This is a genomic window from Streptomyces spinosisporus, assembly GCF_022698145.1.
Classification (GTDB): Bacteria; Actinomycetota; Actinomycetes; order Streptomycetales; family Streptomycetaceae; genus Streptomyces; species Streptomyces spinosisporus.
Genome location: NZ_JALDAX010000009.1, coordinates 198,928 through 210,791 on the forward strand (window position 1 = coordinate 198,928; position 11,864 = coordinate 210,791).

Here is an 11,864-nt window from a genome sequence, read left to right on the forward strand (position 1 = left end):
GTTCTCACGGGACTGCGGGACTCTTCGTACGATAAACATCGTAGTACGCTGGATGTCAAACTACGATGGCTCTCGTACAATGGCCGCGTGACTACCGCCACCCCAGCCGCCGGCAGCCGGGACCTGCCGCACCCCGTGCGCGAGGACATCCGGCTGGAAGCCGTGCTGCACGCGCTCTCCGACCCGATGCGGCTGCAGATCGTGCGTGAGCTCGCCGCCGAGCGCACCGAGCTCACGTGCTCGCAGTTCGTGCTGCCGGTGACCAAGTCCACGAGCACGCACCATTTCCGGGTGCTGCGCGAGGCAGGGGTGATCCGCCAGTGCTACCGGGGCACGGCCAAGATGAACGGCCTGCGCCGGGACGACCTAGACGATCTCTTCCCGGGGCTCCTGGACGCCCTGCTCGCCGCCGCCGCTCGGCAGGCCGCCCGGCTCGGCGGCTGAAGTCGCCTTCGAGGGGCTGTGGTTGAAGAGCAGGTTCAGCACGATCGCCGTCAGACAGCCCGCGCTGATGCCGCTGTTCATCACCGTCTGGAACCAGTCCGGGAACTTCGCGTACACCGTCGGCACCCCGACCGGCAGCATCCCCACGGCCACCGACACGGCGACGACCGTGAGGTTGTGGTTGTCCTTGAAGTCCACCCGGGCCAGGGTCCTCAGGCCGCTCGCGGCCACCGTCCCGAACATCACCAGACCCGCACCGCCCAGCACCGGAGCGGGAATCGCCGCCACCACGGCGCCCAGCTTCGGCAGCAGCCCGAGCAGGACGAGGATGCCGCCCGCGGCGGCCACCACCCAGCGGCTGCGCACCCGGGTCATCCCGACGAGGCCGACGTTCTGCGCGTACGCGGTGTACGGGAAGGTGTTGAACACGCCGCCCAGCACGGTCGACAGGCCGTCGGCCCGCAGCCCGTCCGCCAGCGGGCGCGGCTCGACCCGCCGCCCGGTCATCTCACCGACCGCGATGAGGTCACCGGTGGTCTCGGTCATCGTCACCAGCGCCACGACCAGCATCGAGACGATCGCCGAGGCCTCGAAGGTGGGGGCTCCGAAGTGGAACGGCGTGCTGATGCCCAGCCAGTCGGCGTCGCCGACCCCGCCGAAGTCCGTGAAGTCGAAGGGCACCGCCACCGCGAGCCCCACCACGATGCCGATCAGTACGGCGATCCGGCTCAGGAATGCCGGCGCGAACCGCTGCACGCCCAGCACCACCACGAGCACGAAGGCGGCCAGCGCCAGGTTCTTCGGCTCGCCGAAGTCCTTCGAACCGGCGCCGCCCGCGGCCCAGTTGCCCGCGACCGGCAGCAGGGAGATCCCGATGATCAGGATGACGGTGCCGGTGACCAGCGGCGGGAAGAAGCGCAGCAGCTTCCCGAACACCGGTGCCAGGAGCATGATCGCCAGCCCCGCGACGATCACCGAGCCGTAGATCGCGGGGAGTCCGCCGCCCGTCGTCCCGATGAGCACCATCGGCGACACCGCGGCGAACGTACAGCCCTGCATGATCGGCAGTCGTACGCCGAACCGCCAGAATCCCACGCACTGGATGAGCGTCGCGATGCCGCACACCAGCAGGTCGGCGGTGATCAGATACGCCAGGTCCGCGGGCGACAGCTTCATCGCGCCGCCCACGATCAGCGGCACCGCGACCGCGCCCGCGTACATCGCGAGCACGTGTTGCAGCCCGAAGGCGGCCAACTGCCGTACGGGCGGGACCTCGTCGACCGGGTGGACGGGGGCGGTCGTGGCCATGGGCACTCCTGAGCGGCGGGGGAGGGGACGTCTGAACAGCACGAGACCGTACGGGTGTTGAACAGTTTGTTGATTTCCGGGTGGTTGCCGCTGTGTGTCCTGCCCACTCGACGGCATCCGATTCCGCTACGGCGCCTGCCGTCGTGGCTGCGCTGACAGGGTGCAGGCGTGGTCGGGCCGTGCGTGTCCGTTACTGCGGTATGTGATCAGGTGGTTACGTTTCGCGTGTGCTGGAAGCATCCTTTCTTAATCTTTCTGATCGTTGTCCGACGGACGGCACGGTGTCCGTATGGCCCGCGTGGGAAGTGCGGGAGGGCGAGCGCACCACGTCGTGGTTCACCGTTCGGCTGGGGTTCGGCGACGGCGCCCGGATCGACCTGCTCGCGGTGGTCTGCGAAGGGCGTGTCTCGCTGGAGGAGGTCCGGGCGCAGCCCGCGCTGTGCCTCGACGACCTCGCGGAACTCGCCGAGTGGATCGAGGAACCGCTCTTCGAGGCCTGCGGGCCCACCGCGGCGTACGGCACACCCGCCCCCTCCCGACGGGCCCGGCCCTCCTGGCCCCGCGGCATCGAGGGCCGCCGACGTGTGGCACAGGAGTACCGCGCGGCCCAACAGCAGGGCACCGACCCGATCCTCGCAATCATGCACGCCACCGGCCACAGCCGCCGCAAGTCCCTCCACCTCATCTCCCAGGCCCGCGACTCGGGGTTCTTGACACCGCGTCATGCACGGGGTTGACGGGCCCGCCTGCCCCTCGGGTCTTCTCGCTTCGCGGGGTCTGTCGGTTCCGTGTCCGGCTCGGCCTCCCGGCACTTCCGCTCCGCCCGGTTTTGCGGCCGCGCAGCGTTCGCCTACGTCTGCCGGTCTGTGGCGCCGTGCCCGTTTGTGGGGTCGTGCGGGTTTGACTTGCTCTCGGGTGCCGCTCGCTTCGGCGGATTGCTCCGTTCGTCCGGCTCCTCGCCCGTGGCGAAGAAGCGGGACAGGTCGGTATCGCCGGTTTCGGTGGTGGCTGTGGGGCTGTCCGGTGGGACGCCCATGTTCCAGTCGAGGCGGTAGCGCTCGAAGAGTTCGGCTCGCAGGGTGGTGATCGACATGGGGACGTTCGGCAGCACCATGGCGTAGACCGCGCCCATCAGCAGGGAGCGCAGCATCGGGTAGTCCACGTCGACGTTCTGCGAACCCTGCCGGGCGACGACGTCCCGCAGCAGCTCGGCGAGGCGCTTCTGCTCCGGGCACTGTACGAAGCCCTCCGCCTGCAGCAGCCCGGCCATGTGCTGCCGCATCAGTACCGGCCGGTCCCGGCCCAGGCTCAGAATCGCGTCGATGGCGCGAGCCATCCGCTCCCGGCCGTCCTCGCTGCGCGGCTCCCGCTCCACCGCCTCCTCCAGCGTGCGGTGCATCAGCCGGTGCACCGCGGACTGGACGAGCTGGCGCTTTCCGGGGAAGTAGTACGACACCAGCCCGCGCGCCGACCCGGCCCTGTCCGCGATGTCGCCGAGTGTCGTCGCCTCGTACCCGCGCTCACCGACCAGCTCCACGGCCGCCTGCAGGAGCCGCTCCCGGGAACGTCTCCGCAACTCTTCATTGACCGAGGCGCTGCGCGGGGACATGCTGTAACTCCTGCGTTGACTGGCTGCCAGCCAACTATACTCATCAGCGTCCCGATCAGAGCCTCGTAGGTGCTGGTCAGGGCTGCCGTCCGTCTGGGGCGACGCGGGGGATCGTCTCAGGCGGACGGTTCTTTCCGCCCCGATGGTGTCCTGAGGCTACTTCTCCGGCCTTCGTACTTCCGTCGCACCACGACCCGAACGTCCCTAAAGTGGGCCTGGCCATCTTCGAAGTGGGCATTGCCGTCTTTGAAGTGGGCTTTGCCGTATGTGAAGTGGCACGGGTGCCGAGCTGAGGAGGCCTGCGACATGGAACAGGACCAGCAGATCCTGCACAGGATCACGGAGATGGTCGAGGACGAGCGCAAGCTCCGCGCATCCGTGGCGGCGGGGGAGATCGACAGCGCGACGGAACGGCAGCGGCTCGACCACCTGGAACGCGAACTCGACCAGTGCTGGGACCTGTTGCGCCAGCGGCGCGCGAAGGCCGAGTTCGGCTCGAACCCGGACGAGGCGCATGTGCGCCCGTCCTCGCAGGTGGAGGGCTATCAGGGCTGACGGGGCGGCCCCGCCCCGTTCCCTCCCGGATCAGTCCACCAGCTCCAGCACCCCACGCAACCCGTCCGGCCGCTCCTCGGCCGGCAGATGGTCCACGAAGTGCACCCGGCACCCGAGCGCCGACGCGCCGCCGTCCGCCCGCCGGTCGTCCCCGACCATCAGGGTCTGCCGGGGCTCGGCTCCGAGCGCCTCGCAGGCGACCGTGAACAGCCGTGGGTCGGGCTTCTGGATGCCGTGTTCGTACGACAGGACGTAGGTGTCCACGTACCGGTCCAGGCCGTGCTCGCGGAAGACCGGGCGCAGATCCCAGCCGATGTTGCTCACCACGCCGATGCCGATCCCGCGTTCGCGCAGCGCGCGCAGCACCTCGGGGGCGTCGGGGTAGGGGGACCACGCGGGCGGCGTCATGTGCCGGTCGTACAGCGCGTCGTACAACGCCGGGTCGGGGAGCGGTACTTGCCGGGCGGCTGCGGTGTAGGCGCTCCGGTGCAGCTCGGAGCTCTGGTCCCGGATCGCCCACATCTCGGCCAGCTCCGCGGGCAGTTGCTCCGGCGGCGCCCCACCGGGCAGTGCTCCCGCCACGTGCAGGGCCTTCGCCGTCCGGCTCAACTCCGGTTCCGGGAGCGTGATCCCGGCCTCGTCCAGCACCGCGCGCAGCCAGGACTCGGTGGACTCGATGCGGAACAGGGTGCCGGAGAAGTCGAACAGGACAGCCGTCATGTGTGGATCTTACGTGGCGGTCCACCGGCGGTCGGCAGGAGTGCCGGAGCACGGGTGCCCGGTGTGGACCTGCTCACGGCTGCCGGCGCCGGTGGACCAGCACGGCCGCCACCACGACCGTCGCCCCCAGCAGCCATCCGCCCAGCACGTCGGAGGGCCAGTGCACGCCCAGCCACACGCGCGTGAAACCCACCCCGAGCACGGAGACCACCGCCACTGTCAGCGCCGTACGCCACACCGCGCGGCCGGGGCGCCGGCGGTACAGCAGCCACAGCAGCAGACCGCAGACGATCGTGGCGGTCATCGCGTGCCCGGAGGGGTAGGCGGCGTAGTGGGCCGAGTCGACGGGGTCGCGCCAGACGGGGCGCGGGCGGTCGACGGCCGCCTTGAGGCCCTGCTGCAGCAGATTGCCGGCCGCCACGGTGATCGCCAGCCACAGCGCCGTCCACCGGTCCGACCGCCGCCACACCAGCCCGACCACGGCGACCGCGCACACCAGCCGCATCGTCCAGGGGTCCCAGACCCAGTCCGTCAGGATGCGGAACACATGGGTGAGGCCGGGTTCGTCGACGGCCCAGCGATGGGTGGTGCGGGCGATGTCGCCGTCGGCACCGGTCAGCGGGTGCCACCGGACCGCGACGAGGGTCAGCAGCAGCGCGGAGCACGCCACGAGCGCGGCGGCGACACGAGCGGTGGTGCGCTGGTCCGGTGGGCCTGGCGGGGATGCGACGGGCGGGCGGTGCATGTACCGATCCTCGCCGACCGGTGGGGCGCGAGGCGAATGTCCGCGCGATCCGCTGCTATCCGAGCGCCCGCAGCCCCGGTACGAGCGTCACCAGGACCGGCACCACGGGCGCCAGCGCGGCGGTCGCCGTCAGTCCCAGCCGCCGGACCGGAGGGAGCCGGTCGGGCGCGCTGAGCAGCCGGTGCACCCGCTGCGGCACATGCGCCTGTGCCGTGGGGGAGGGGCCGAACACGCCCCGGTCCTCGTTCAGTTCGACGAGCGCGAGCGCGGTCGTCAGCCGGCCGTGGCGGCGGGAGGCCATGTCGTCGGCGGCGAGTTCCACCAGGCGGTGCATCTCGTCACGGAACGCCGCGAACACCGGCACCTGCGGGAACCCGCCCGCCAGCGCGTCCGAGCAGTGCAGCAGCCAGTCGTGCCGGGCCTGCGCATGGCCCTGCTCGTGCGCGAGTACGGCGTCCAGTTGCCGGCCCTTCAGACGGCGCAGCGCGGCGGTGGTGACGACGAGCTGAGGTGCCGCACCGGGCAGCCACCAGGCATCCGGCCGCTCGCCCTCCAGCACGACGAGCCGGCCGCTCGCGGGCTCCTCGCCGGGCAACAGCGGTGCGCGGAGCCGGAGTTCGGCCCGGCGTCGGCGACGACGCGCACGCGCCCCCACGACCTCGCGGACCAGCATCGCCCCGCTCCACACCCCGGCGCAGGCGAGCGTCACGGCGGTCGCCGCGGCCCAGGGCCCGGTGGCACCGAGCGCGTACGCGTCCACGACCCCGTGCGGTGCCCGGGCGAACACATGGTCGCGCACCGCCTGCCAGGCCGCTGCGGCGCTGAGCGTCATCGACAGCGCACAGCACAGCAGGACGGCCGCCACCACGCACTGCCACACCCACAGCGCGACCACCGGTTCACGGTCCGGCCAGTCGGCCAGGGCGAGCAGCCGAGGGGCGCCGACGGCGGTCAGCGCGCCGAGCAGCAGCAGTGCCGCGGCAACCATCATGGCGATCACCCTATGAGCGGACACCTGCCCCGGACCCGGTCCGCGACATCAAAGTGACGCAAGCAACGGTGGCGCGAGAAACGCCCGTACGTCACGCCACGCCACGTCACCGTTGCGAGAAGCCCGTCCCCTCACGGCGTGATCGGCTCACAGCGTGATCAGCATCGCCACCATCGCGATCCCCATCGACAGCCGGCACGCCTTCGCCAGCTCGGGCCGGTCGCCCCACCCGAGGGTTCCGCCGCCCGCGGCCACCGGTAGGAGCCGGACGCCCGACAGCAGCACGTAGCCCGTGAAGTAGAGCAGGAGCGCCCCGGTCACCAGCGGCACCCCGGACGTCGTGCCGTGCGCGGCGTGGTGTCCGGCGGACGTAGCCATCACGACCGCCATGTAGACCATGGCCGCGGTGCCCACCAGGTGGTGCAGATGCCGCGCGTTCGTCCGTGCCGCCCACAGGGCGCGCAGTGCGGCGGCGCCGAAGATCGCGGCGTACAGGGGCCAGGCCCAGGTCGGCGGGCTGAACACGGCGGCGGGCACGGCCATCGCGGCCATGCCGAAGCCCATCAGCGCCTCACCGCCGGCCGATCTGCGCTGCTCCGCGACGCTGCTGCGCATCCGCAGCAGACAGTAGGCCCCGGTCGCCGCGCACAGCGCGACCAGCAGCCAGCCGGGCGAAGCCGGTCCGTGCACACGCACCTCCTCGCTCGACGGGAATCGGCACCAGAGTCGTCGTGGTCGACAGTCGGTGGTTGCCCACGCGGCGCGGCGCGCATACGAGCGCACGGAGGTACACGGGGAGCATTCGAGGGGGCACGGTCGGTGAGCTGGGGTGGGTGCGCCGAGGTCGCCGTGAGCGCTGAAGCGAGCTGCATTTCTTTCACGAGTAAAACACCTGTTAATGTTATGTCACATGACCCCAGCGACCTCCGCCCCCGCCACGGCCCACCCCCCGCACCCCCGCCGCCTCCCCCTCTCCGGCATCCTCCGCCTCGGCCGCCCCGCGGACATCTGGTTCAAGCCCGCCCTGAGCGTGGTCGCCTCGGTCGCTCCGCCGAATCTGACGTTGCTGGCCCTCGGCCGGCTCGATCTGGCGATGTACACGATGGCCGGATCCCTCTGCGCGCTCTACGCCCACAACCGCCCCTACGGCGCCCGGGCCCGGGTCCTGGCCCGAGTGATCCTCGGCATGGTCGGCGGCCTCGCGGTCTGCCTGGTCACCGCCTCGCTCACCGGCAACGCGGTCGTCCTCGTCACCGTCGGGGCGCTGCTGGCCGCGCTGCACAAGGCGCTGTGCGACGCGACCCGCGTCGGGCCGCCCGGCAATATCGTGCTGACCTTCATCACCTCCGCCTCCCTCTTCGTGCCGCAGACCCTCGGGCAGGTCCCGGGCCATCTCGCCCTGGCCGCCGCGGCGGGCGTGTGGTCCTGGCTCGTGGGCATGGCGCCCGGCCTGCTGCGTCCGCACGGCCCGGAGCGCCGGGCCACCGCGGGCGCCCTGAACGCCACCGCCGCGTACGCCGCGAACGGCACCGAGGACGGCCGCTCCCGCGCCGCCGCGGCCGCCGCCGTCCAGGCCGGCTGGCACTCGCTCCTGGCCGCCCGCGACTCCCGCATCCGACGCGGCCTCGAACGGCTCGTCGTCCGCGCCGAGGTCGCCCTCGCCGCCCCCTCCGACACCGAACCGGAGCAACTGCGCACCTGGGCAGGCCGGTTGACCGGCACCGGGCCCGTCCCGGAGGTCCACGACCCGGCGGCCGCGGGCGAGCTCCTCGGCGTGGACGCCGAACTCGCCGCCCCGGCCGCACCGTTGCGGGCACGCCTCGGCGCGCTCGCCCCCATCGCCGTACGTACCGCCCTGGGCTGCGCCCTCGCGGGGTACGCCTCCCTCGCCCTCGGCATCGGCCGCCCCTACTGGGCGCTGGTCACCGCGGCCTCGCTCTACCAGGCCAACCTCGCCCTCACCTGGACCCGAGGCGTCCAGCGCGTCGTCGGCAACCTCCTCGGCGTGCTCCTCTTCGCCGCCGTCGTGCCGCTCGCCCACCTCGGCCCGGCCGCCCTCGTGCTGTGCTGCCTCGCCTTCAACTTCGGCGCCGAGGCACTGATCGGCCGCAACTACTGGCTCGGCACCGTCTGCGTGACCCCGATGGCGCTGCTCATCACCGAGTTCAGCGGATTCCAGGAGCCCGGACTGCTGATCACCGAGCGGGCCGTGGACACCGTCGTCGGCGCGCTCGTCGGCTTCCTCGCCGCGGTCGCCGTCACCAACCGGCGCGCGGGCGACCGCGTCGAGCACGCCCTGGCCGCGGCCGAACGCGCCCGCGAACACGCCGCCCGGCTGCTGGCCGAGGCCGCTCCCGCGCCCGCAGCCGTGGAGTCCGCCCGCCGTGCCCTCGCCGCCGCCCTGGCCGAGCTGCGCGCCACCGTCGACGCCGCGTCCGGCGAGTGGTGGCAGCGCGCCCTGCCCCAGGAGCGGGTGGTGCGCGCCGAGCAGGCCGGACACCGTACCCTCGCGGCTACGGCACGGCACCAGAGGTCGCGCCGGAGCGGCGAAACGGAGGGCGTACGGCCATGACGGCACCGAGCGGTCGGCAGGCGGGGGCGAGCAGGGGCGACGACACCGTCTCCGCGGTCGTCCGGCAGTGGCGTGCCGTCCACCCCGATCTCGACACCGGCCCCATGGAGATCATCGGCCGTATCAACCGCTGCGCCGCCCTGCTGCAGCAGGCCGAGGACGCCCCTCTGCGCCGGGCGGGCCTCAGCCGCCCCGAGTTCGACCTGCTGGGCGCGCTGCGCCGCACCGGCCACGAGCTGACCCCGGGCGAGCTGGCCCGCGAGACCTTCTCCTCGGGCGCCGCCGTGACCAAGCGGCTCAAGCAGCTGACCGAGCGCGGCCTGGTGGAGCGACGCGGCGACACCCGTGACCGCCGCGTCGCCCACCTCCGCCTCACGGACGCCGGCCGCGAACTCGTCGACGGCATCCTCCCCGAGCAGCTCACCTACGAGACCGCCGTCCTCGCCGTACTCGACCCGAAGGGCCAGGGCGAACTGGCCGGCCTGCTCGGCGAGTTGCTGGGCCGCCTCGAAGGCACCCTGGGCGCGATCCGCGTGTGAACGGGTGGGGCGCGACGCCACAGCGCCGTATCGTGACCGGACACGCTTGCCGAACAGGGGGATCGGATCGTGCAGTTCACGTTCGCCGGCCGGGTGATCGAGTGGCGGGGCCCGGCGCCCTACTACTACCTGCCGGTGCCGGACGAGGAGTCGGCGGACATCCGTGAGGTCGCGGCGATGGCCACGTACGGCTGGGGTGTGATCCCGGTCCTCGCGCGGATCGGCGACACCGACTTCGAGACCTCGCTCTTCCCCAGAGACGGCGGCTATCTGCTGCCGCTGAAGGCCGCCGTCCGCAGGCCGCGGCAGATCACGGCGGGCGACGAGATCACCGTCGAGATGACGGTCAGGCTGCGGGGCTGAGCGCGATACCCGCTCGCGCCCGGGGCGGCGTCCGTCATACGCTCGCTCCGTACCGCACCGCATGGCGGCCTCCAGCTCACCACCCCTGCCCGGAGGTTCCCGTATGTCCGCGCTCACGGTGCGCCCCTTCCGCCGCGACGACCGCGACCAGCTCACCGAGCTGATCAACGCGCATGTCGCCGCCGTCGTCCCCGGCGTCTCCGTCTCGGTGAACACCGTCCTCAGCGAACTGGAGCGACAGCCCGAGGAGTTCATCACCGACCCCTGGGTCTGCGAGCGGGTGACGCTCGTCGCCGAGCAGCGCCGTGCCGTCGTGGCCGCCGCCCACCTCCTGCGCTACCGCGGTGGTGAGGAGGTCGGCGAGACCTACCGGGACGCCGGAGAGATCGACTGGTTCGTCCACTGGCCGCTGGCGTCCTTCCGGCCGGACACCGAGGCCGCCGCCGACCGGCTGATGGCCGCGTGCCTGGCCCAGTTCGCCCGCTGGGACGTCCGAGTCCGCCACGCCGACGGCGCCCTGCCCGCCCCGGTCGTCTACGGCCTGCCCCGCAACTGGCCCCATGTGCGCGCCCTTTACGAGCGGTCCGGCTTCCGCCACACCGGCGACACCGAGGCCATCCTGATCGCGCGGGTGGCCGACCTGCCGGCGCCGGAACCCCGCGCGGGGCTGAGGTTCGCCCGCACGGTGGGCGAGTGCGGCACCCGTTTCACGGCGTACGACGACGGGGGAGCCGCGCTCGGCTTCATCGAGGTCGACACCTCACTGAGCCGCCCGGAACGGCACGCCCGCACCGCCGGTCTCGCGGACATCGGCAATCTGCACATCGAGCGGGCCGCCCACGGGCAGGGTTGGGAACGACACCTCCTCGCCCGGGCGGGCGAGTGGCTGCGTCTGTGCGACGTCGACCGCCTCATCGCCTACGAGTCCGGCGACGACACAGGGGCGATCGACCTCCTGCTCGGCGCCGGATTCCGGGAGCTGACCCGCACGGACCGCCGCTGGGAGCATCAGATCCCGGGCCGGTAGCGGATCGGATGGTCCTCGGGCACCTCCACGAGCACGATCCGCGTCCCGTCCGGGTCCGCGATCCACATCTCGACCAGCCCCCAGGGCTCCTTCACGGGCGGACGCACGATCTCCACCCCCTTGGCCAGCAGCTCCTCGTGCGCCGCGCCCGCGTCCGCGACCTGCAGCCACAGCCGTACGGCCGGGGAAGGCCCCTCCTGCGACCGTCCCGACACCTCCAGGAAGCCGCCGCCCAGGAAGTAGACGGTGCCGCGCTCGGGACCCGTGCCGAACTCCCGGTAGACGGAAAGGCCCAGCTGCTCGCCGTAGAAGCGGCGCGAGCGCTCGGGATCGACGGGGTGGAGAAGGACCCGGCTGCTCAGAACATGCACCATGCACCCGGAGCCTACTGGCGGCGTTACCCTCTTCGGTGCCCGCGCCGCGCGCAGAGAACGGAGAACCGCCCCATGGAGACCGCCGCCGGACTGACCTTCCGCGACGCCACCGATGCCGATGTCGACGCCCTGGTCGCGCTGATCGAGTCCGCCTACCGCGGGGACTCCAGCAGGACCGGCTGGACCACCGAGGCGGACATCCTGGAGGGACAGCGCACCGACCCGCAGGGCGTGCTCGACGTCATCAAGTCACCGGACTCCCGGCTGCTCACGGTCGAGAAGGACGGCGAGGTGATCGCCTGCTGCCAGCTCGAACACCGCGAGGAGCACGCCTACTTCGGGATGTTCGCCGTCAGCCCCCGGCTGCAGGGCGCGGGCCTCGGCAAGGTGATCATCGCGGAGGCGGAGCGGACGGCGCGCGAGACCTGGGGCGTGCGCGAGATGCACATGACCGTGATCTCGGTGCGCGAGGACCTCATCGCCTGGTACGAGCGGCGCGGCTACCGCCGTACGGGACGGATGACGCCGTTCCCGTACGGCGATGAGCGCTTCGGCATTCCGCAGCGCGCCGATCTGCAGTTCGAGCTGCTGGTCAAGGAACTGGCGTGACGTTCGGG

The 11,864-nt window shown here is 72.1% G+C and carries 15 protein-coding genes; 8 read left to right on the forward strand and 7 right to left on the reverse strand.

The features are described 5' to 3' along the window. Positions 1-87 precede the first annotated feature (87 nt). Positions 88-444, forward strand: coding sequence for an ArsR/SmtB family transcription factor (locus tag MQN93_RS24005; protein ID WP_016433695.1), 357 nt, complete (start codon positions 88-90; stop codon positions 442-444). On the opposite strand, the gene MQN93_RS24010 is transcribed toward MQN93_RS24005, so the two are convergent. Further along, positions 367-1,752 (reverse strand): nucleobase:cation symporter-2 family protein, encoded by a 1,386-nt coding sequence (locus MQN93_RS24010; protein WP_242711210.1) that lies wholly within the window; start codon positions 1,750-1,752, stop codon positions 367-369. The genes MQN93_RS24005 and MQN93_RS24010 overlap by 78 nt on opposite strands. A gap of 281 nt (positions 1,753-2,033) precedes the next feature. On the opposite strand from MQN93_RS24010, the gene MQN93_RS24015 reads away from it, so the two are divergent. Then, positions 2,034-2,489 carry a DUF6214 family protein gene (locus MQN93_RS24015; protein WP_016433693.1) on the forward strand — a complete coding sequence of 152 codons (456 nt, stop codon included), beginning with the start codon at positions 2,034-2,036 and terminating at the stop codon, positions 2,487-2,489. 113 nt (positions 2,490-2,602) lie between these two features. On the opposite strand, the gene MQN93_RS24020 is transcribed toward MQN93_RS24015, so the two are convergent. Continuing rightward, complete coding sequence (locus MQN93_RS24020) at positions 2,603-3,361, reverse strand: TetR/AcrR family transcriptional regulator (RefSeq protein WP_242711211.1); 759 nt, start codon at positions 3,359-3,361, stop codon at positions 2,603-2,605. 306 nt (positions 3,362-3,667) lie between these two features. Here MQN93_RS24020 and MQN93_RS24025 point away from each other — a divergent pair, with 306 nt between their 5' ends. After that, positions 3,668-3,916, forward strand: a complete 249-nt coding sequence (locus MQN93_RS24025) for a DUF2630 family protein (RefSeq protein ID WP_242711212.1) — start codon at positions 3,668-3,670, stop codon at positions 3,914-3,916. Between the two features lie 30 nt (positions 3,917-3,946). Here the strand turns inward: MQN93_RS24025 and MQN93_RS24030 are convergent, their stop codons facing one another. From MQN93_RS24030 to MQN93_RS24045, 4 genes are all read right to left on the reverse strand, one after another. After that, complete coding sequence (locus MQN93_RS24030; RefSeq protein ID WP_016433690.1) at positions 3,947-4,636, reverse strand: HAD family hydrolase; 690 nt, start codon at positions 4,634-4,636, stop codon at positions 3,947-3,949. 73 nt (positions 4,637-4,709) lie between these two features. Then, positions 4,710-5,381: a phosphatase PAP2 family protein gene (locus MQN93_RS24035; RefSeq protein WP_242711213.1), complete on the reverse strand. Its 672-nt coding sequence runs from the start codon at positions 5,379-5,381 to the stop codon at positions 4,710-4,712. 55 nt (positions 5,382-5,436) lie between these two features. Beyond that, positions 5,437-6,372, reverse strand: coding sequence for a M56 family metallopeptidase (locus MQN93_RS24040; RefSeq protein WP_016433688.1), 936 nt, complete (start codon positions 6,370-6,372; stop codon positions 5,437-5,439). A 147-nt stretch (positions 6,373-6,519) separates the two neighbouring features. Further along, entirely contained in the window at positions 6,520-7,062 is a 543-nt protein-coding gene (locus MQN93_RS24045) for a DUF5134 domain-containing protein (RefSeq protein ID WP_242711214.1), read from the reverse strand. A 220-nt stretch (positions 7,063-7,282) separates the two neighbouring features. On the opposite strand from MQN93_RS24045, the gene MQN93_RS24050 reads away from it, so the two are divergent. From MQN93_RS24050 to MQN93_RS24065, 4 genes are all read left to right on the forward strand, one after another. Next, on the forward strand, positions 7,283-8,944 hold the full coding sequence (locus tag MQN93_RS24050) for an FUSC family protein (RefSeq protein WP_242711215.1): 1,662 nt from the start codon (positions 7,283-7,285) through the stop codon (positions 8,942-8,944). Next, complete coding sequence (locus MQN93_RS24055) at positions 8,941-9,483, forward strand: MarR family winged helix-turn-helix transcriptional regulator (RefSeq protein WP_242711216.1); 543 nt, start codon at positions 8,941-8,943, stop codon at positions 9,481-9,483. Before MQN93_RS24050 ends, MQN93_RS24055 begins: the two co-directional genes overlap by 4 nt. A 69-nt stretch (positions 9,484-9,552) precedes the next feature. Beyond that, positions 9,553-9,846: a DUF1905 domain-containing protein gene (locus MQN93_RS24060; protein ID WP_016433684.1), complete on the forward strand. Its 294-nt coding sequence runs from the start codon at positions 9,553-9,555 to the stop codon at positions 9,844-9,846. A gap of 103 nt (positions 9,847-9,949) precedes the next feature. After that, entirely contained in the window at positions 9,950-10,873 is a 924-nt protein-coding gene (locus tag MQN93_RS24065) for a GNAT family N-acetyltransferase (protein WP_242711217.1), read from the forward strand. Here the strand turns inward: MQN93_RS24065 and MQN93_RS24070 are convergent. Further along, positions 10,855-11,247, reverse strand: a complete 393-nt coding sequence (locus tag MQN93_RS24070; protein WP_242711218.1) for a VOC family protein — start codon at positions 11,245-11,247, stop codon at positions 10,855-10,857. The genes MQN93_RS24065 and MQN93_RS24070 overlap by 19 nt on opposite strands. 72 nt (positions 11,248-11,319) lie before the next feature. On the opposite strand from MQN93_RS24070, the gene MQN93_RS24075 reads away from it, so the two are divergent. Further along, a complete protein-coding gene (locus tag MQN93_RS24075; protein ID WP_016433681.1) occupies positions 11,320-11,856 on the forward strand; it encodes a GNAT family N-acetyltransferase in 537 nt (178 codons plus the stop codon). Positions 11,857-11,864: the final 8 nt, after the last annotated feature.

Coding starts and splice junctions, on each gene's coding strand:
- MQN93_RS24055 (WP_242711216.1), top strand. CDS start 8,941: ATGACGGCACCGAGCGGTCGGCAGGCGGGGGCGAGCAGGGGCGACGAC.
- MQN93_RS24070 (WP_242711218.1), bottom strand. CDS start 11,247: ATGGTGCATGTTCTGAGCAGCCGGGTCCTTCTCCACCCCGTCGATCCC.
- MQN93_RS24025 (WP_242711212.1), top strand. CDS start 3,668: ATGGAACAGGACCAGCAGATCCTGCACAGGATCACGGAGATGGTCGAG.
- MQN93_RS24065 (WP_242711217.1), top strand. CDS start 9,950: ATGTCCGCGCTCACGGTGCGCCCCTTCCGCCGCGACGACCGCGACCAG.
- MQN93_RS24010 (WP_242711210.1), bottom strand. CDS start 1,752: ATGGCCACGACCGCCCCCGTCCACCCGGTCGACGAGGTCCCGCCCGTA.
- MQN93_RS24040 (WP_016433688.1), bottom strand. CDS start 6,372: ATGATGGTTGCCGCGGCACTGCTGCTGCTCGGCGCGCTGACCGCCGTC.
- MQN93_RS24075 (WP_016433681.1), top strand. CDS start 11,320: ATGGAGACCGCCGCCGGACTGACCTTCCGCGACGCCACCGATGCCGAT.
- MQN93_RS24020 (WP_242711211.1), bottom strand. CDS start 3,361: ATGTCCCCGCGCAGCGCCTCGGTCAATGAAGAGTTGCGGAGACGTTCC.
- MQN93_RS24050 (WP_242711215.1), top strand. CDS start 7,283: ATGACCCCAGCGACCTCCGCCCCCGCCACGGCCCACCCCCCGCACCCC.
- MQN93_RS24030 (WP_016433690.1), bottom strand. CDS start 4,636: ATGACGGCTGTCCTGTTCGACTTCTCCGGCACCCTGTTCCGCATCGAG.
- MQN93_RS24035 (WP_242711213.1), bottom strand. CDS start 5,381: ATGCACCGCCCGCCCGTCGCATCCCCGCCAGGCCCACCGGACCAGCGC.